The organism is Nitrospirales bacterium (assembly GCA_031315865.1).
Taxonomy (GTDB): Bacteria; Nitrospirota; Nitrospiria; order Nitrospirales; family UBA8639; genus JAGQKC01.
Map to the genome: position 1 here is coordinate 3,756,240 of JALDRJ010000002.1, position 18,502 is coordinate 3,774,741.

General features: G+C 51.1%; 19 protein-coding genes. 9 read left to right on the plus strand and 10 right to left on the minus strand.

The window, feature by feature from the left end:
• Positions 1 to 405 precede the first annotated feature (405 nt).
• Together MRJ96_16985 and MRJ96_16990 are read left to right on the plus strand one after the other, a co-directional pair.
• A complete protein-coding gene (locus MRJ96_16985; protein MDR4503141.1) occupies positions 406 to 612 on the plus strand; it encodes a ribbon-helix-helix domain-containing protein in 207 nt (68 codons plus the stop codon).
• The gene (locus tag MRJ96_16990; GenBank protein ID MDR4503142.1) at positions 609 to 911 is read left to right on the plus strand and encodes a type II toxin-antitoxin system RelE/ParE family toxin; all 303 of its coding nucleotides are present in this window, start codon (positions 609 to 611) and stop codon (positions 909 to 911) included. Before MRJ96_16985 ends, MRJ96_16990 begins: the two co-directional genes overlap by 4 nt.
• Before the next feature lie 144 nt (positions 912 to 1,055).
• On the opposite strand, the gene neuC is transcribed toward MRJ96_16990, so the two are convergent.
• From neuC to MRJ96_17030, 8 genes are all read right to left on the minus strand, one after another.
• Positions 1,056 to 2,216 (minus strand): UDP-N-acetylglucosamine 2-epimerase, encoded by a 1,161-nt coding sequence (gene neuC / locus MRJ96_16995; protein ID MDR4503143.1) that lies wholly within the window; start codon positions 2,214 to 2,216, stop codon positions 1,056 to 1,058.
• Positions 2,217 to 2,222: 6 nt separating this feature from the next.
• Positions 2,223 to 3,260, minus strand: a complete 1,038-nt coding sequence (locus tag MRJ96_17000) for an N-acetylneuraminate synthase family protein (protein ID MDR4503144.1) — start codon at positions 3,258 to 3,260, stop codon at positions 2,223 to 2,225.
• Positions 3,261 to 3,298: 38 nt separating this feature from the next.
• Positions 3,299 to 4,027: an acylneuraminate cytidylyltransferase family protein gene (locus tag MRJ96_17005; protein MDR4503145.1), complete on the minus strand. Its 729-nt coding sequence runs from the start codon at positions 4,025 to 4,027 to the stop codon at positions 3,299 to 3,301.
• Between the two features lie 156 nt (positions 4,028 to 4,183).
• Entirely contained in the window at positions 4,184 to 5,383 is a 1,200-nt protein-coding gene (locus MRJ96_17010) for an aminotransferase class I/II-fold pyridoxal phosphate-dependent enzyme (GenBank protein MDR4503146.1), read from the minus strand.
• On the minus strand, positions 5,380 to 5,631 hold the full coding sequence (locus MRJ96_17015; GenBank protein ID MDR4503147.1) for a phosphopantetheine-binding protein: 252 nt from the start codon (positions 5,629 to 5,631) through the stop codon (positions 5,380 to 5,382). Before MRJ96_17015 ends, MRJ96_17010 begins: the two co-directional genes overlap by 4 nt.
• 75 nt (positions 5,632 to 5,706) lie before the next feature.
• On the minus strand, positions 5,707 to 6,630 hold the full coding sequence (locus MRJ96_17020; protein ID MDR4503148.1) for an NAD-dependent epimerase/dehydratase family protein: 924 nt from the start codon (positions 6,628 to 6,630) through the stop codon (positions 5,707 to 5,709).
• Between the two features lie 26 nt (positions 6,631 to 6,656).
• Positions 6,657 to 8,444 (minus strand): fatty acyl-AMP ligase, encoded by a 1,788-nt coding sequence (locus MRJ96_17025; GenBank protein ID MDR4503149.1) that lies wholly within the window; start codon positions 8,442 to 8,444, stop codon positions 6,657 to 6,659.
• A gap of 313 nt (positions 8,445 to 8,757) precedes the next feature.
• Positions 8,758 to 9,177: a hypothetical protein gene (locus MRJ96_17030; GenBank protein ID MDR4503150.1), complete on the minus strand. Its 420-nt coding sequence runs from the start codon at positions 9,175 to 9,177 to the stop codon at positions 8,758 to 8,760.
• A gap of 205 nt (positions 9,178 to 9,382) precedes the next feature.
• Between MRJ96_17030 and MRJ96_17035 the strand changes: the two genes are divergently transcribed.
• The 3 genes from MRJ96_17035 to MRJ96_17045 all read left to right on the plus strand — a co-directional run bounded on the left by MRJ96_17035 (position 9,383) and on the right by MRJ96_17045 (position 12,257).
• A complete protein-coding gene (locus MRJ96_17035) occupies positions 9,383 to 10,126 on the plus strand; it encodes a sterol desaturase family protein (GenBank protein ID MDR4503151.1) in 744 nt (247 codons plus the stop codon).
• 208 nt (positions 10,127 to 10,334) lie between these two features.
• A complete protein-coding gene (locus MRJ96_17040; GenBank protein MDR4503152.1) occupies positions 10,335 to 11,363 on the plus strand; it encodes a hypothetical protein in 1,029 nt (342 codons plus the stop codon).
• Between the two features lie 84 nt (positions 11,364 to 11,447).
• Positions 11,448 to 12,257 (plus strand): nucleotidyltransferase family protein, encoded by an 810-nt coding sequence (locus MRJ96_17045; protein MDR4503153.1) that lies wholly within the window; start codon positions 11,448 to 11,450, stop codon positions 12,255 to 12,257.
• Between the two features lie 38 nt (positions 12,258 to 12,295).
• On the opposite strand, the gene MRJ96_17050 is transcribed toward MRJ96_17045, so the two are convergent.
• Positions 12,296 to 13,027: a phosphocholine cytidylyltransferase family protein gene (locus tag MRJ96_17050; protein MDR4503154.1), complete on the minus strand. Its 732-nt coding sequence runs from the start codon at positions 13,025 to 13,027 to the stop codon at positions 12,296 to 12,298.
• 244 nt (positions 13,028 to 13,271) lie between these two features.
• Between MRJ96_17050 and lptF the strand changes: the two genes are divergently transcribed.
• On the plus strand, positions 13,272 to 14,372 hold the full coding sequence (gene lptF, locus MRJ96_17055; GenBank protein ID MDR4503155.1) for an LPS export ABC transporter permease LptF: 1,101 nt from the start codon (positions 13,272 to 13,274) through the stop codon (positions 14,370 to 14,372).
• A 52-nt stretch (positions 14,373 to 14,424) separates the two neighbouring features.
• Positions 14,425 to 15,492, plus strand: a complete 1,068-nt coding sequence (gene lptG, locus MRJ96_17060; protein ID MDR4503156.1) for an LPS export ABC transporter permease LptG — start codon at positions 14,425 to 14,427, stop codon at positions 15,490 to 15,492.
• Positions 15,493 to 15,495: 3 nt separating this feature from the next.
• Here lptG and MRJ96_17065 read toward each other — a convergent pair whose 3' ends face one another.
• Complete coding sequence (locus MRJ96_17065; GenBank protein ID MDR4503157.1) at positions 15,496 to 16,434, minus strand: metallophosphoesterase; 939 nt, start codon at positions 16,432 to 16,434, stop codon at positions 15,496 to 15,498.
• Positions 16,435 to 16,582: 148 nt separating this feature from the next.
• Here MRJ96_17065 and MRJ96_17070 point away from each other — a divergent pair, with 148 nt between their 5' ends.
• Together MRJ96_17070 and MRJ96_17075 are read left to right on the plus strand one after the other, a co-directional pair.
• Positions 16,583 to 17,836, plus strand: a complete 1,254-nt coding sequence (locus tag MRJ96_17070) for a CDP-alcohol phosphatidyltransferase family protein (GenBank protein ID MDR4503158.1) — start codon at positions 16,583 to 16,585, stop codon at positions 17,834 to 17,836.
• A 43-nt stretch (positions 17,837 to 17,879) separates the two neighbouring features.
• A partial coding sequence (locus MRJ96_17075; GenBank protein MDR4503159.1) for a hypothetical protein occupies positions 17,880 to 18,502 on the plus strand: 623 nt, incomplete at its 3' end.

Below are 18,502 nucleotides of genomic sequence, written 5' to 3' on the forward strand. Positions count from 1 at the left end.
TTCCAGCTGCCATTGTCCTTTCCCGCCCTGGACCTATTGGAGGCACAGAGAGCACGCATTTAGAACTGGCCAGAATCTTTGATTTGCAATCAGTCTAAATTTACGCGTTGCTGAAAAACACAAATTGAAGGTAGCCAATTACGTCATCAAGCACGCGCCTTACCCGCTCTTGAACAGACATCGACTAGATGGGGACCACTCTATTCTAAATGCAAGCGAGAAGAACCAAACAGTCGATTAAGAATACAATAACAAAAGACTTGACTCCAATTTTAGAAATTTAGAAGAGGAGAAAGAAGCTGGATGGACGTCGGTTTTTATGCTATGATGATTATATTGTGATGTTTTGCACGCGGAGTGATTGCAATGGCCCAAGAGACTGGAAATGTTACAGTAAGAATGCCCGTGAAAACCCAAAAGAAACTGGATCAGATTGCCGCAGAAGCCGATCGGTCCCGGAACTGGATTATCAATGAAGCGATCGACCAATACCTGGATGTCTATGCGTGGCAGGAAGAGCGTATCCGTGAACGGCTGAAAAAAGCGGAAAAAGGAGGAAAATTCCTTACCAAGGATCAAGTCAGTGACGTCATTGAGTCCTTTAAGCCATGATGAAGGAAGTCGAATGGCTTGAGGAGGCCCTTCAGGATTTAAAGGAAATCGGCCAGTTTATCGCAACCGATGATCCGCAGGCAGCGTACCGGGTTTTGACCAAAATCGAAACCAGCGTTCAATCCCTCGAACACCACCCACAGCTCGGTCGGCCTGGACGTGTGCCAAAAACACGGGAGCTGATCATTCCGGGCCTGCCGTTTATCGTTCCGTATTACCTGAAACAGCATAAAATCCGCATTCTGGCCGTGATGCATACCGCCAGAAAATGGCCTGATGAGTTTACCAATCTTCAATAAGGGAAGCCGTACAGAATTGAGGTACGACAAATACCGCCCAAAATTTCTGCGCCATTTATAGGCGTTTCAAATAATTTCCGTAAAGGATAAAGGGGGCAAATCTTTTGTTGATTAATTTGCGCACGGCACACACATTTCCTGGAATCAGTATGTCAGCTTCTTTTCGAATGTCAGGGGAACACTCGTCAATAACTCGGCAATCTGTTCTCCCGCTTTGCCATTTCCGTAGAGCGCGTCTTCACTGAATTTGCCTTGTGCGGCTTGTTTGTGAATAGCGCCCAAGATTTCTTCCCGGTCATACCCTACATCGATGACATTGCCCCCTCGATCACGTCCATCCTGACGACTGCCAATATTGACCGCCGGCACGCCCAAGAATGAACATTCTCGAATTCCCGCACTCGAATTGCCCACCAAACACTTGCTGCGATAGATCGTCTGCACAAACACTTCCGGAGGCAAATTCCTAAAGAAGTGGACATTGGGTAAATCATAGTGCTCCCGGAATATACGAATCCCCTGAGATGTCCCATCGGAGCCCGCATCCACGTTCGGCCAAAACCACAGCGTCGCAAGGCCACTTGCATGGACGGCGTGCAGGGTCTCCTCGATATGTCGGCGCGCTTCCTGGTATTCAGTCGTGACCGGGTGCTGCAACACGACGATATATCCGTTGGAAATATCAAACTCGGATCCGGCCCCCCCATACGTTTCAAAAAACTTCTCAAACGTGATAGGTGGCCGCGCGATGGCTTCTTGCGCAAGATCGATCGACGGACACCCGGTCACAAAGACCCGGTCCGTGCGCTCACCCATGCGCCGCACTCGTTCGGCCGCCTGTGTGGTCGAGACAAAATGCAGGTCGGCCAGTTTCGTCACTGCATGGCGAACTTTTTCATCGATCGAGCCGGTGATTTCCCCACCTTGAACATGAACGAGGGGAATGTTCATATAGGCCGCACAAACCGCTGTCGCCATCGTTTCAAACCGGTCGGCTATGGTTACAACGACATCAGGCTTCAAGTCATCGAAGACGGTCGCCATTTCCGCGAGACCGAGTCCTGTTGACTTCGCCGAGGTGACCGGGTTTTCTCCCTCCACGATCATATAGACGCGACGATCGATGGAGAACCCATCCCGTTCGATCACCGCGCAAGTCCCTCCATACCGGTCAAGCAACGCGGAGGCTGCGACCACAAGTTGCAGCTTAAGATGAGGATGGTCGCGAATCGCTTCGAGCGCGGTACGGATACGAGAATAACTCGGTCGTGCGGTAATCACGACACAGACTTTTCGTTGGTTCACCAATGTTTACTCCACATCATCAAACACAATATTGGAATCACGCGCCACAGACCGACGCAATCGCCGACCTAATAATTTCGGAAGCTGTCCCGGGGTCAATCCTGTCGCGGGCTTTTTGGTCGTCAGATGTTCATGGCGCAAAATCGTACCTTCCCGCAAGTCTTCTCTAGCCACGATACTTTTCATGAAGATATCGCGAAGGGGCGCAACCTCATCCATCGTGATGGTTTTTTCGACGGGATACGCCTTCATCGTCTCGATCATCCGGATACCATTTACCAGCTGCCGTAATTCATCCGTAGTTACGGAAGCCGGAACATCCGGACCAAACATCTCCCGGCTCAAGGTCACATGCACTTCCAAGACTTCCATCCCCATCGTCGCAGCGGCTAACCCCGGATAAATCGTTCCGGAATGATCTGACAGCCCCACGGAAGATTGATATCGTTCACGAAACATGGACAACACATTCAGGCCAATCCGCTCTGGCGGACAAGGATAGAGGGACGTACATTGCAAGATGGCCAACGACCTCGCCTGTCCGCGCACAAAGGAGACCGCCTCATCAATTTCCTCAAGACCGCTCATGCCCGTCGAAAGAATCACCGGCATGTTCGTCGCCGCCATGGCACCCAGGAGCGGAAGGTTGGTAATTTCTCCAGATGGAACCTTCCAGGCCTCAACACCCACCTTCTCTAAGAGCTCCACCGCCTCAAGAGAAAACGGGGAACTCATGAATCCGATCTGCCTCCGTTTCGCATGTTCTCGCAACCCCTGCCATTGCTCAAGCGTAAACTCCATCCGACGCCAGTATTCATATCGTGTCGCATCTTGCTGACTGAACGACTTTCGCCAGGGTTCCGCCTTGGTACTCTCAGCTGCGGCAATATGAGTCTGAAATTTCACAGCGTCGGCACCGGCATCGGCAATCGCGTCGATGAAAGCATGGGCAAGTCCTAAACTTCCATCATGTGACTGACCGACCTCCGCAATAATGGCACAGGGAGCGCCTTGCTCAGGCTGTTGAAGCCACGTTGAATTCATGGAGTCCACGTCATCCTTTTTTCATGAACAAGATTCGTTTATGTCGATTCATCATGACTCTCTTGCCGTTGATAGAGTATATTGGCCAAGTCCAGTTCGAAGGGCTCATCAATATTCACGACATAACGGTCGATCAACACGCCAACGCAATCTCGTTCCACGATCATCCCATTGTCGATGAGATGCTCTCTTCTGACGGCATAGCAGAGACCATTCCTCGAATAATACGAGGGGATGGACTGGCGTAAAGAATGTTTCGCACCATCTTCGAGATAAAAATGCAATCGATGGTCAGAGTCCAACGTCAGAAGTTTGTGAGGCGTAAAGTGGCCGGGAACGCGACTAATGGTCGCCGCAGCCTGATGATTTCCGGTGATTAACTCCCGGACGGTACGCTCGACCTCTTCGGGCTTTCGTAACGGAGTCGTGGGCTGCAGGAGCAAAGAAAGGTCAAAACGACGTTGATAATGGGCCTCACTTTGCAACCAGGCATGTTGCCACATGCCTAAGGCAGGGGCCTCATCACTCGCGAAGACATCAGGCCGCATAAACGGAACATCGAGTCCATGCGTTCGTCCTTCTTCGGCCATCTCATGATCATCGGTTGTAAGAACGGCTTGATCAATCCATTGAAGCGATCGAATAACCTTCGCGGCATGTGCGATTAACGATTCCCCTCCCACGGTACGAAGGTTTTTTCTGGGGATTCCCTTACTTCCCCCACGGGCCGGAACGACCGCGAGAACGCTCAAGCCCTCCCAGGACACATCACCTCCCCAGCCGTTACCGGTTACTCAATGGATTGATAGGGACACTCACCCAACCGAACGACACCCTTCAGAATGCATAGTTCGTGAGGAAAAAGCGATAATCAGGACATTCCGTGAATGGAGTTAGAAATCCTCGCGACCATTGCGAGCGACTCATGGTGTATCCGATTCTGCATACTTCGCTCTCAACAGTCCAAAGACATCACAAATATACGCGAGCTGCTCTTCGGAATGTGCAGCACTTACACTGCATCGGAGTAAGCTCACCCCATTCGGAGTCGCAGGAGGAAGCATTAAATTCACGTAGACGCCTTGTTCCACGAGCCCATTCCAAAAGGCAATCGCATATTCTTTCGATGGAACTGTTGCGGCAATGACCGGAGACACCTCCGGGCCAAGGGTGAACCCAATTTTCTGCAGGCCGGCATAGAGCGTGTGACTATTTTTCCAGAGCCGTTCGCGCAAGGAGACGTTCTCTTCGAGTATCTTCAAGGCACGTCGCGTTGAAGCCACGACAGAAGGACACAACGAAGCGGAAAAGATATAGGGCCTGCTCGTGTAGCGAATCAGGTCCAATTCAGGCCGGCGGCTGACGCAAAACCCGCCCGTTGACCCTAGACTCTTGCTGAAGGTTCCGACGATAAAATCGACTTTTTCTTCCAGATTTGCTTCTTCCGCAAGACCTCGACCGCGTGCACCGAGAACACCGAGCGAATGCGCTTCATCCACGACCAGGCAGGCTCCATACTGCTCTTTTATGGCCGTAATGGCGGCAAGCGGCGCGCGATCACCCAGCATGCTGTACACCCCTTCGATCACAATCACTGTCATCGAAGCCCGCTCACCGAGTCTTTTCAAGCGTTTTTCCAGATCATTGACGTCGTTATGACGAAATCGAATCACCTCGGCTCCACCCAAGCGACATCCATCGTAGATGCTCGCATGGCTATCAGCATCCAGCAGAATCACGTCTTCAGGGCCAGCCAAGGTTGAAAGGAGACCAAGATTGGCTTGATAACCGGTAGAAAAGACGATTGCTCCGGCACACCCATAAAAGTCGGCCAATTCTCGCTCAAGAGCCACGTGCCCCTGAAAAGAACCATTTGCCATCCGAGAGCCAGTCGTTCCAGTGCCTTGCGTCACTAAGGCTTCACGAGCGGATTCTATACACTGAGGATCAAACGTGAGACCAAGATAATTGTTCGTTCCCGCCAGGATCGTGCGTCGCCCGTTGATGATCGCTTCGGTGGGCGAGAGCACACGCTCCACGGTTAGGCTAAAGGGATCGGCTCCATGCTCAACGATGGACTGATGCGCTGCAAGAACGGGTTTAAACTTATCGAAGAGATTCATGAGGCTGGGACAACGAGTTTGGAAATGCGATCGGCGAGGTCATGAACAGTTCGAACCTCGGGAACAATATTGAGCGGCACGGAAATGTCAAACTCATCTTCAATAGTGGACAGTAGCTCCATCACCTGCATGGAGTCCAGGCCCAAGTCTGCCACAAGCTGAGTGTTGGATTCCAGGATGACGCCTTCTTTTTTAAAAGGTGTCAATAGTTCGCAAAGCCGTGTGACTACCTCGTCATGTGTAAGCATTATCTTCTCCTTCGACCTTGGAGGTCTAACGACTCTGAGTAGGGGAAAGAAGCGTGCTCAGCTTCCTCCAGCAAGTCACAAACCAGATAATGAACGTCTTACGCCTTCCTTGAGCATGACCGACGGCCGCCATCCCAATTCCAATCTCAACGCAGAATTGTCACATACCCAATCAGCATGCCGCAATTCCCGAACTTTACCATAGGTCAGTATCGGATCATACCCAATGATCCGTGCCATAACCTGATTCATTGAAGCCGTAGCATTCAACAGCGAAGCTGGAACGACCAATCGCCACACCTTTTTTTCACTGACCAGCTCGAAAACTTCTTGCCAGGAATATCCTCCGGTTTTTCCATCGTGCAACTCAAACGCCCGCCCGGCATGCACACCTCGATCCAGCCAAGCGAGCACAGCATTCGCTAAATCTTCGACGAAGAGCATAGAAAATCGTGCCCTATCGGACCCCAATTGAACTCCAATGCCGCGTCGAATCCAGCGAAAGAGAGGGAGGATCGCATGATCCTGAGGACCATAGACAGCAGGCGGACGAAAAATAATCCATGGCATGAAACCGGCTGCTTCTTCAAGCGCCAGTTCCCCCTGATTCTTACTCCAGGCGTAATTCGATAGCGAAGGCTCCCTGGCAGCCAAAGAGGAAATTAACACGAATCGTGGTGGGGTCTGCTGTGAGGCAGCCAGCCGGACGATTCGTCGAACTCCTTCAACATTGGTTTGCTCAAACTGATGGGAGTGAAGGCCACGGACTCTTCCGGCACAATGTACGATGGCCTCCGCGTCTTTGATTAAATCATGGAGCGGCTTCTCATCATGCAACGTTCCTTGAACAAACTCTGTTGTACTGGAAGATTCTTGTCGTTTCGGTCGAAACGAGGAACGAACGAGTACTCGGACCGTCCAACCTGCCTCTTCCAAAAATCGCCATAGGACTTGGCCAATAAACCCGGTCCCTCCCGTCAAGGCCACAATTCGGGACATGCGTATTGCCCAAGACGCCGTGCTGCTTACAGAGAGGCTACACTCTTAGGAAAGACGCACGAAGAAACGAGAGGCGATAATTCGCTCCAATTTCCCCGTTTCAGAAAATCTTCGCGTGCTCGAGAACGCGACAACTTTCCAGATGACGTGCGTGGTAAGGTGCGAGGAGGAATCAATTCGACAAAACACTCGATTCCAATTTCTTTATAAATGATCGGCTTCAATTCTTCGATGAGAAGCTCACGTTTAACTGTATCGGACTCTCGGCATTGAATCACCACCACAGCACGCTCTTCACCGTTCGGCCCTTCCACAGAAAAGGCCGAGGCATCCCCGGGACGAACTCCAACCAATCCTTCAGCCAAATACTCGATATCTTGCGGCCAGATATTTTTTCCATTGATGATGATCAAATCCTTTTGACGTCCGATAATCACGAGGCTTTCTCCGATCCGGTAACCGATATCACCGGTATTCAGCCACCCATCAGCGGAGAGCACTTCACTCGTCGTATGGGGATCACCAAAATATCCAGTCATGACTCCAGGACTTTTCACGTAGATCACACCTGCACGACGCTCAGGGAGTACTTCCCCAAATTCATCACGGACCTCCACTTCACAGTCTGGAATCGGATTCCCACAGTTCACAAATCGATTGCCGCGCACGGCTAACGGGTCAGCCAGACTCTCTTCAAGAGGAACGGCTTCGTGAAATTCTGATAAGTGCTCGCCATCCACATGGTCGACAACCAGGCCTTGGTCAAGCGGCGCAAAGCTGATAGCTAAGGAGCATTCTGCCATGCCATAACAGGCCACGAAAGCCTTCTTGTTGAATCCACTGGGCTCAAGGGCCAGCGCAAACTGTAAGAGGGACTCACTTCGGACCGTCTCAGCACCAACTCCCGCTACCCGCCAATGAGACAAGTCAAATTGATCCCGGTCACGCTCGGCCAGTCTCCGCAAACATAGCTCGAACCCAAACGAAGGACTAAAGGAAATCGTGGCGCGGCTTTGCGTCATGAGATTCAGCCATTGCCGTGGCCGCATGGCAAAGTCACGGGTACTGAGATAATCAACAGAGAGTTGAGAGGCCAATGGCCCCAACACGAATCCAACCAACCCCATGTCATGATAGAAAGGCAACCAGGAGACACATCGATCGCCTGATCTTACCTGCAAGCCGTGCTGTATGATCCCGGAAAGATTACTGAGGACGGCCTCTTGGGTAATTTCAACGCCTCGCGGCCACCGCGTGCTTCCAGACGTGAATTGAATATAAGCGAGCTCGGAAGGTCCCAGTGGTCGCAATTCGGTTGAAACCTCTGGAAGACTTGCGAATACATCCGCTCCGCCTTGAATTTGCAAATCCAGACCCTGGGAAGCTTCCGTCAAAAAGGGCACAATCTCTTCTGGAGCCATCGCAGCCGAAGCCTTGCAGGTCTTCAATAAACGATTCAGCTGTTTCACGTACGCTTCATGACCACCCAAGTGTATAGAGACTGGCAACGGGACTGGAACCAACCCGGCAAATTGACACGCAAAGAAGAAACGCAAGAAATCAGGAGTCGTGTCAGCAACGAGTGCAACCCGAGCTCCACGCGGCAAGCCAAGCGAAAGCAACCGTTTAGCCAGGCTAGAGGCCTGGGTATAGAGGTCCTTGTAGGACAAGGCAGCTGAGAGCCGTCCTTTACTCGTATAAAAATTACACCCAGTTTCTCCACGAGCCGCATACTCAAGAGCTTGCGAGAGACTTAGAAAATTGCCTGGACGTAATGGAACTCTACTCTCAGTCGGGGTTGCAACGCATTCCATTAATTGTTCTCCCTGGTCACCTGCTGATTTCATAAGCTAATGAAACTAGAGCGGTTTATATTGACCACCATTATTTTTTAGAACTATCTAGCAAAACTACCTAAAAAAAGCATCACAAAAAACTTTGCGCACAACTACACACAACATAGCTCGGGGAAACATAGGCAATATATATACCAAAAAACGCCAGTATCTTTATTCGATTTTACGGTTATTTTTTCTATATTTTTCACCATCTTACTTTTACTATGTGGCTAAACTACAACTCGAATGAGTCTATTTCAACACACTCAGAATCGTTCCTCGACGATTGCTACTCCTTGAGCTTCGACAAAATGTGAGAATTCAATTCACTCGTCGTAACGTTCACCTGTTTCAGATCAGGAGGCCCTGGCCACCCATGGTCAGTAAATTGGTGGCCATCGAATGTCTGTGGAGACGAGTATCGTGGAAACACGTGAAAATGGACGTCAGGGTCAACCATCATTAACATCAAATAATTGATCTTTTCATAAGCAAACGCGTGAGACAGTTGAGTTTCAACGAACTGCGTCACCTGACGTAACTCAATGTACGCTTCCGGGCTGAGCTTCGAAAACGACAGGGCTTGTTCGGTACTCACAATCACCAACGCTCCAAGAGTCACTTGTTGTGGACGCAACAAGACCACCCACCTCTCGAATGCCTTGATACGGGTTTCAGGGTCACCAAACTTTTTTAACGTCGCGTTCATGCCGTTGTTCCTGGCTTTGTACTCATAACACTTTTGGACAGTCTGAGGAAATTACCATATGATGAGAAAGATCCTCTTTATTCTGACGAGCAAGGCCTCCGACTTCAGCTGGAAGGGATATTGCTTGAGTTCATTTTCAGCGCTCCCTATAATCCCGGCCTATGACTCCGGATTGAATATCAATCTTTGACAAAAAAGTAAAGCCATGAATGGGATCAAAAGCTTTTGGCGTCAACGCACGCACTACCTGGACCGAATGACTCTGCGTGAACTCATCATCGCCTACTTTCAATACCCTGCAGTCATAGCCTATATCCTCCTTCTCTTTCCAAGCACCTATATGGCCGTAGTGCCAGCAACACCGTCGGAACCCACGTCATGGCCACTTCTCCTGCTCTCGGCAATAACAGCAATCCTTGTCTACCCTGCCGTGTGGTATCTTTTACATCGTTATGTCTTACACGGACAATTTCTCTATCGTTCCCCGTTCACGGCAGCATTATGGAAACGGATACATTACGACCACCACCAAGATCCCAATAACCTTCGCGTACTCTTCGGAGCACTTTATACCACCCTTCCAACCGTCGCGATCGTCACCCTCTCGGTCGGAAATGTGATAGCCGGCTACCAAGGGGCCGCCGCCGCCTTTGCCGCCGGCTTGGGAACGACGCTCGTGTATGAATTCTGCCACTGCATTCAACACCTCCATTACGTCCCCAAACTTCAATTTCTTCGAAAAATTAAGCGGCTTCACTTGCTGCATCATTTCCACAATGAACAGGGCAACTACGGAATCACAAACTATTTTTGGGATAAAATCTTTCACACATTTTATGGCCAGTCGAGCGATGTCCCGACGAGTCCAACCGTCTTCAACCTGGGCTATGCGGAACAAGAGACCGAGCGTTATCCCTGGGTCGCACAACTTTCTAAGACCGCGCAGTAGCGAATTTCCCGACTGACGCACGACAAACCACTCAGGCGCTCCGTTCACCTTCGGAACTCAATCTCCGGGCACACAACGCCACCAAACACCATTGACGCACTCCTCATCGACCATACAGATCCGGCCTGCCATCCAGAAACAAGAGATAGCCACTTTTATTCGTGTGCCATGGTCTATCTACCGCGATGATCCATGCTGGGTTCCCCCCTTGCTGATAGAACGCACTCAGCATCTCTCCAAGAACAATCCGTACTTTTCTCATGCCGAAGTTCAATGCTGGACGGCGTACCGCAACCACCAACCGGTCGGTCGCATCAGCGCACAGATCGATGCGTTTCACCAAACTCGCTACCACGACCATGCGGGGTTTTTCGGAATGCTTGAAGCCAAACCGGACATCCAAATTTTTCGTGAACTACTCGGCACGGCGGAACAATGGTTACGGGAGAGGGGCATGCGAAGAATCCTGGGGCCTTTCAACCTTTCAATCAATCAAGAGTGTGGGCTGCTCATCGATGGATTTCATACACCCCCAATGGTCATGATGGGTCATGCGCCCCCCTACTATCGCCAGCTTCTTGAAGCGAATGGGTATCAAAAAGCCAAAGACTTATTCGCCTATCATATCGATCTCAACTTCAACATCCCGCCTGTGATTCAAAAGGCTATTCGCAAAGCGGAATCATCGGTCACGTTCCGTTCCCTACGTCGATCGGACTTCCAACAGGAACTTCGGACGATCCAAGACATTTTCGAAGATGCATGGTCCGGCAATTGGGGATTTATCCCTTTTTCGACTGAAGAGTTTGCGGCAATCGGACGCGAAATGCGGTTGTTGGTCCCCGACAGTTTCGTCCAAATCGCTGAGGTCGACGGAACCCCGGAAGCCATGCTCGTGGCATTTCCTAACATCAATGACTTGATTCGCGACCTTCAGGGAAAGTTGTGGCCCGTGGGATGGCTCAAGTTTCTCTGGCGATTGAAAGTTTCATTGCCTCGAACAGCCCGAGTCGCGTTAATGGGGGTGAGAAAACGCTATCACGGCACGCCGCTAGGCGCGGTGTTAGCATTTGGCATGATTGATTCTGTTCGTCAGGCCGGGCGTACACGTCGTATAGAGCACGTGGAATTATCATGGATTCTGGAAGATAACGTCGGAATGCGAAATATGTTGCATGCGATTGGATGCGCCCCGTACAAAACCTATCGTATTTTCGAAAAAGACCTGATCTCATAAAGAGGACTTGTGACGCAGCGCCCATTTCATATTCTAGATATTCTAGAAACTCAACAATCATTGAAAAGAACGGTCTGAAGACGAATGGTTCCAATCCATCATCCAACATTTACGGCCATCGTGCTCGCCGGTAGCCGTGCATCTCATGACTTCGTGGCGGAAAAAAGCGGAGTCGCATGCAAGGCTTTGGCGCACATCAACGGTACGCCTATGGTGATCCGTGTGCTGGAGGCACTTCAACAAGCTGAAACCATCTCCCACCGCATCCTCTGCGGCCCGAGTTGGTCGATCATTGAAGAAACACCCGCATTGCACACGCGCATTGACTCCAAAGCAATTGATTGGGTGGCGCCGCAGAGCTCTCCGAGTACCAGCGCCGCCTCTACCTTAACCTCCATACCTGAAGAGACGAAGGTTCTGCTCACGACCGCAGACCACGCTCTGCTCACCAGGGAAACGATCGACTTTTTCTGTACCGAATCGCTAGCCAGCCAAAGTGACGTGACCGTCGGGCTTGTCCCCTATTCCATCGTCCAGGAAGCCTTTCCTCAATCCAAGCGGACCGTCATGAAATTTCGGGATCAAGGTTATTGCGGGTGCAATCTATTCGCATTTCTCACACCGAAAGGCCGGGCCATAGCCACTTTTTGGCAACAGGTTGAGAAAGAACGCAAAAGACCGATTCGCCTTATCAGGATGCTGGGATGGGGTGCCGTCCTCCGATATCTGACAGGTCGTCTCTCGTTGCATCAAGGGCTGGCAATGCTCTCCAAACAATTGGGCATGACCATATCCCCTGTTCTCCTTCCCTTTCCACGGGCAGCGATTGACGTTGACACAGTCGCAGACCTGGAACTCGTCCAACGCCTCGCACAGGAACAGGCATCACCATGATGGAACGGCTCTCGAACACAAGGCTTGTGAAAAAGAGGTCAACGAGAGGGGAAACGTTCGGCGAGTGTATGGGCATAATCGAGATCAGCTGGACTGTCGATCTCTCCCCACCCGAGACCATTGATCGCACAGGTCCAGACCTGCCCTTGCTGCGCCAGTTCGTCGACGATCGATAAATACCACTTCTTCAACGACTCAGGCCGCCGAAGAGCACGTTCAACCGCCTGACGAAACAGGGACGGGCCTTCATCGCGAAACGCCATCATTCCGATCGATTCACCATGCGTTTCATGAATGGGAATCGTTTTGCCGACTTTGGCCAGTCTAGTCCCGTCAAGAATGACCTTCATGTCATCGGCATCATACGTCGGTTTGGAGTCAGTGACTAACGTGACAGGCTGAACCGGAGAAGATAACAATCGCCGGGGGATGGCCGACTCAAACAGCGTATCGCCGTTCAGAAGAACAAAATCATCCAGCATCTCATGACGAGCCACCCAGCAACTTCCTAAATTATCCGCCACAGCGTAAAATGGATTATAAACCGTGCGAACCCAATCATCGTGGCCGCGTTGTTTCAGATGATCTTCGACTTTATCGGCTCCATATCCGACGATCACTACCACTTGGTCAATTCCACTGCTCTGTAGTTCGTGCAGTTGCCACTCAAGAACCGACCTTTCGCCAACCTGCAACAAACATTTCGGAGTGTCTGCCGTGAGAGGCAATAAACGTCGTCCCTGTCCAGCGCTTAAAATGATGGTTTTCATTGGTTCCTACTTGAAGATGATCCTTGAGACGTTTAGTTCTAACACATTTGCGTCTGACTTTCGAATTTTCCGGTCAACTTCGTCATGGACAAAACTCGTCCGTTCACGTGGTAGAAAAAGACGCACAACCATTACGTTGGCTCATCCGACACTCGATGCAAGAACATGACTGGTCATGTAAGATGACGAAGAAATAACCACGAAGCGAAAGGCTTGACTAGCACCGACGGACAATCTCATCCTCATGATGTTACTTGAACGATATCTCACGAAAGAAATCGCGAAGCCGTTCTTCGTGATCTGCAGCCTTCTCGTCCTAATGTTCGTGAGCTTTAACTGGGTACGGTTCTTGGGACGTGCGGTTGACGCTCAACTGCCCACGAACATGATCTTCACACTTATCATGTTTAAGGTCATCATTGCCCTCGAAGTGTTGCTCCCCGTCGCCATGCTCTTATCCATCGTTCTGGCACTTGGTCGCCTGTCCATGGAATCGGAAGTCACGGCCTTATCAGCTTGCGGGGTCAGTCCTCTGAAAATCGTCAAAGTCGTCTTTGGCTTGGCTCTCGTTCTAGCTGGCATCGTCAGTGCGCTCTCGTTATTCATTCGGCCTTGGGCTTATCAGCAAAGTTACGATCTCGAAGCGAAGGCAGACACCGGCTTCCGCATTTCAGACCTTGAGGCTGGTCGGTTTTATGAACGAGAAAAAAATGGCGGGTCTTTGGTGCTGTTCATGCAAAAGATTGATCAAACCGCAGGCATCATGAAACACGTGTTCGTACAAACAGAAAAGAATGGCAATATACGCATTCTCTCGGCGAAAGAGGCTCGCGAACGTTTTGACCACGGAATCGGAAAGATCGTCCCCGTCTTGATCGATGGCTATGAATACAAATTGTCACGACAAGCAGGCATCGATCGCATCACGGAATTCCAGGAACTCACCCTATATCCCGATGATCCCAAACCGCCATACTATACACGAAAAGCTGCTTCGAATTCACGATTGATTGCGTCTTCCAGCCCCAAAGAGATCGCAGAATTCCAGTGGAGACTTTCGACGGGCCCCTCGACCCTCCTCTTGGCACTCCTGGGAATCCCATTGAGCCGTGCCACCCCTCGTCAAGGGAAATATGCCAAAATATTCGTGGCAATCGTAGCATTCGCGGTTTATTACAACTTAGGAGCCATGGCTAAAACTTGGGTGGAACAAGGATTGGTTAATCCGACGTTTCCGGGAATTTGGTGGGTCAACGGGCTTCTGCTTGTCGCTCTGGGCATTGCCTATTGGCCAAAATCTCTCTTCCGACACATGCGACTGGGGAAAGTATCCGTTTCGCTCTAGTGCTCACCCACGCCTACGATTCAATGAATCAGTTGCCTATCCCGATCTCAGCATGAACATCCTCGATCGTTACATCGCGACTTCGGTGCTCACCAGCTATGGACTCATCCTCTTGCTATTTTCGACAATCTTCAGTTTTTTCATCTTTTCCGACGAACTCGATCAGGTGGGCACCGGCGTCTATTCACTCCAACATGCCTTCACTCATGTGCTCTTGACCGTCCCAGGTCGCATGATCGATCTCGCGCCGATTACCGCGTTACTCGGCAGCATTATCGGATTGGGTGCCCTTGCCAATCATCAAGAACTCATCGCGATGCAAGCCGCTGGAGTCTCCACCATCCGCATCGCCTGGTCGGTCTTAAGAGTCGGGATCCTGTTCATGATCATGATCGTGGTTCTCGAGGAATTCATTCATCCCCCTCTGGCGCATTATGCACACAACAAACGGGCAATAGCTCTAGCTGACTCTCAAACTCTCCAGAGTGAAGATGGGTTTTGGTTCCACGACGCGTCGCGGTTCATTAAAATTGGCGAACTTCGATACGGTAAGCTTCCTGAAAACATCGATGTGTACGAGTTTGACGCCCAAGGCAAGTTACACATTTTCACTCATGCCAGTATGGCCGACATTGTCTCCCCCAACCAATGGATACTCCGGGATGTTGATCAAAAAATTATCGATAGCCAAGGCATTACATCCAAGCATCTGCCTGAATTGATATGGGATTCATTCTTGAGCAAGAACCAGGTAGGAATTTTCTCGACGCCTCCTGACATGTTTTCCCTGACCCAGCTTGCTTCCTACTTGCGCTACTCGCGAGAACATGGAAAGAATTCTAAACGCCTCGAACTCGTGTTCTGGCAAAAAATCGCGATGCCCTTTACCTCGGGGGCAATGGTCCTCCTCGCCATTCCTTTCATATTCGGTCCGCTGCGATCGTCGACGACTGGCAAACGGATCCTGATCGGATCCGGCATAGCCATCGCCTTTCACTTTGGCAGTCAAATACTGGGACAGGTGGGACTTCTTTGGGAATTCGACCCGATTCTCACCACCTTTGCCCCCACGTTCATCCTTACGGGTATCGCCGCGTGGCTCTGGTCACACAAAAGTTAAATCTCAGCTCTGACGGCATTGAATTGTCGGAAAATGGTGGGTTTGCTCAAGGTGAAAGCCCTGATCATCGGGAGAGTAGGTATAAGTATTGAGTACCAGATCGTAGGCTCCCTGCTCTTCTGTCATGCGAAAGAGATGGTAACAGGCCCGGCGATCGGACGTCTTACCCACGGCCGAAGCCGAGGGAGCACCCACGACCGGTATGCATTGCGTTGGCCTTGAGAGATAACTGAGCATTGAGCGATGAGCATGGCCATGCAGCACAAGTTCAGCGCCGCAACGAGACAGAACATCCTCTAATTCTCCAACATTCGTTAAAGATTTTCGCCAGGAGACCATGCCTGCTAAAGGTGGATGATGGACTAAGACAACTCGAAACAACTTCTGTTCCCCCAATTGATCCAATATTTCCTGAAGTTTGGTGAGTTGTGCGGCATCAAGACGACCCGTGGCCAAAAACGGGAACGTCGGCTGCGCACTGGATAACCCGATAAAGGCCGCCTTTCCTCGAAGACGAACACTCGGAAACGCTTCGATAGAACCATTCTGAGAAGCGCTCCTCTTGGGTTCATCAGAAAGCAGATAAGGCGTCCAATGAGCAAAGGTTTCCTCCCATGGTGTGGGAACATAGGTTTCGTGATTGCCAGGAATAACCGTGACTCGCGAAGCCGGCCCTAAATCCTTGAGCCACTCCTGAACCATTCGAAATTCTAACGGCAATCCCAGGTGAGTGAGATCACCGGTAATCACAATATGGTCAGGCTCTTTTTGACGTAAATCCTTAATGAGCGCGTTCAAGACCTCCCGACGATGTTCTCTGCGGCGATGCTTGCGCCACGACAGGTATCCGAGTATACGCTTATTGAATAAATCTCCAAGATCAATCCCTTCCAATGTGGTCAAATGTGGATCGGACAGTTGTGCAAAGGTAAACGTGGTCATATGCCTCTTTATCAGGAACGCCCCTGAAACCGTCGATACGCCTTTACCCGGAGCATCGCATTAGTATACGATTTCTCATCCTTAATTCCTACGTGGACTTTCGACAAACCATCCGCATTAGAATCGCGATCACTCAACAGCAGATTGTTTGGTAGATTCTTATCGGTCATTCATGCCCCATTACGTCTACATCGTCTCTGATACCCCACTCACGCTTTGGGGCTTGTCCTCCCGGGAGCGCCTTCGCCGGCTCTTCACTCGACTGGGATCGTTCATCTTTCTCGATGCCCTCGACGCTCTCCCGCCTGACGCCTCTGTCCTGCTGCTCCGCGGCGACTTTCTCTATGACGAGCGCATCCTGAAACGGCTGATCCACGAAGAACAGACGCTGCTCCAGGTCCCCGTAAAATCCCAGCACATTTCCGTGGCCGCTTCCGTGCCAGCTTCATTAGCCCCGCAGGCAAGCCGCCTCCTCTCCTATCCTTCAGACTCCCCCCGCCTGCCCAACGTACATACCGTTCAACTTCACGAGTGGTCCGCTGGCTTTCAGGAGCAATTACGGAAATTCGATCCGCCGTATGTCCTACCGATCACAGCCGACAATCAACGCGCATTGGAAGAACATTTATACTCGGGCTCCTATAAAGGCGTGACCGATCTCATCACAAAATGGGCGTGGCCCATTCCGGCGAAATGGGTGGTCCGCGTGTGCGTGAATCTGGGCATTGTCCCGAATGTCGTCACGACGGTCAGTGTCGTCTTAACCGTCATAGCGGGCGTCTGTTTTGCACAGGGAGCGTTCGGGAGCGGGCTGGTGGCGGGCTGGATCATGACCTTTCTCGACACCGTGGATGGGAAGTTGGCGCGGGTCACGGTCACGTCGAGTAAAATTGGCCATATCCTCGATCACGGGCTCGACACTATTCATCCGCCGCTCTGGTATATTGCCTGGGGCATGGGACTCGCTGCGTTTACGCCGCCAACCCCCTGGCTCTCTCTTTTCAATATTTTTATGATCATTGTGTCGGCCTATATCGCAGGACGACTGTGTGAAAGCGTATTCAAATTTCGCTTAGGGCAATTCGGTTTGTTTTGCTGGCGTCCCGTCGATTCGCTTAACCGGCTGATTACGGCGCGCCGCAATCCGAACTTGATTCTGTTGACAGGTTCTCTATGCATGGGCCGTCCTGATCTGGGATTTCTCGCCGTCGCCGCTTGGACAGTCCTGTCGACCGCATTCCTGTACCTACGCCTTGCCCTAGCCTTTAGAGCCAAGGCCATCTCAGGCCAACCACTTCGTCCCTGGTTAGCCGATATTGGAACGTATGTGCATAGTGAATCATTCGTAGCCAGGATATTTACACGTCCTCCATTCACATCGATCATGACATCACCAGAGTAATTGATAACGAACAAACACCAACACACATTCTCAGACATCGTTTATGCCCCATTACGTCTACATCGTCTCTGATACCCCACTCACGCTTTGGGGCTTGTCCTCCCGGGAGCGCCTTCGCCGGCTCTTCACTCGACTGGGATCGTTCATCTTTCTCGATGCCCTCGACGCTCTCCCGCCTGACGCCTCTGTCCTGCTGCTCCGCGGCGACTTTCTCTATGACGAGCGCATCCTGAAACGGCTGATCCACGAAGAACAGACGCTGCTCCAGGTCCCCGTAAAATCCCAGCACATTTCCGTGGCCGCTTCCGTGCCAGCTTCATTAGCCCCGCAGGCAAGCCGCCTCCTCTCCTATCCTTCAGACTCCCCCCGCCTGCCCAACGTACATACCGTTCAACTTCACGAGTGGTCCGCTGGCTTTCAGGAGCAATTACGGAAATTCGATCCGCCGTATGTCCTACCGATCACAGCCGACAATCAACGCGCATTGGAAGAACATTTATACTCGGGCTCCTATAAAGGCGTGACCGATCTCATCACAAAATGGGCGTGGCCCATTCCGGCGAAATGGGTGGTCCGCGTGTGCGTGAATCTGGGCATTGTCCCGAATGTCGTCACGACGGTCAGTGTCGTCTTAACCGTCATAGCGGGCGTCTGTTTTGCACAGGG

Excerpts from the sequence above, each read along its gene's own strand:
- MRJ96_16990 (MDR4503142.1), top strand. The coding sequence starts at position 609 with ATGATGAAGGAAGTCGAATGGCTTGAGGAGGCCCTTCAGGATTTAAAG.
- MRJ96_17000 (MDR4503144.1), bottom strand. The coding sequence starts at position 3,260 with ATGAATTCAACGTGGCTTCAACAGCCTGAGCAAGGCGCTCCCTGTGCC.
- MRJ96_17010 (MDR4503146.1), bottom strand. The coding sequence starts at position 5,383 with ATGAATCTCTTCGATAAGTTTAAACCCGTTCTTGCAGCGCATCAGTCC.
- MRJ96_17015 (MDR4503147.1), bottom strand. The coding sequence starts at position 5,631 with ATGCTTACACATGACGAGGTAGTCACACGGCTTTGCGAACTATTGACA.
- MRJ96_17020 (MDR4503148.1), bottom strand. The coding sequence starts at position 6,630 with ATGTCCCGAATTGTGGCCTTGACGGGAGGGACCGGGTTTATTGGCCAA.
- MRJ96_17025 (MDR4503149.1), bottom strand. The coding sequence starts at position 8,444 with ATGGAATGCGTTGCAACCCCGACTGAGAGTAGAGTTCCATTACGTCCA.
- MRJ96_17030 (MDR4503150.1), bottom strand. The coding sequence starts at position 9,177 with ATGAACGCGACGTTAAAAAAGTTTGGTGACCCTGAAACCCGTATCAAG.
- MRJ96_17035 (MDR4503151.1), top strand. The coding sequence starts at position 9,383 with ATGAATGGGATCAAAAGCTTTTGGCGTCAACGCACGCACTACCTGGAC.
- MRJ96_17045 (MDR4503153.1), top strand. The coding sequence starts at position 11,448 with ATGGTTCCAATCCATCATCCAACATTTACGGCCATCGTGCTCGCCGGT.
- MRJ96_17050 (MDR4503154.1), bottom strand. The coding sequence starts at position 13,027 with ATGAAAACCATCATTTTAAGCGCTGGACAGGGACGACGTTTATTGCCT.
- lptF (MDR4503155.1), top strand. The coding sequence starts at position 13,272 with ATGATGTTACTTGAACGATATCTCACGAAAGAAATCGCGAAGCCGTTC.
- lptG (MDR4503156.1), top strand. The coding sequence starts at position 14,425 with ATGAACATCCTCGATCGTTACATCGCGACTTCGGTGCTCACCAGCTAT.
- MRJ96_17065 (MDR4503157.1), bottom strand. The coding sequence starts at position 16,434 with ATGACCACGTTTACCTTTGCACAACTGTCCGATCCACATTTGACCACA.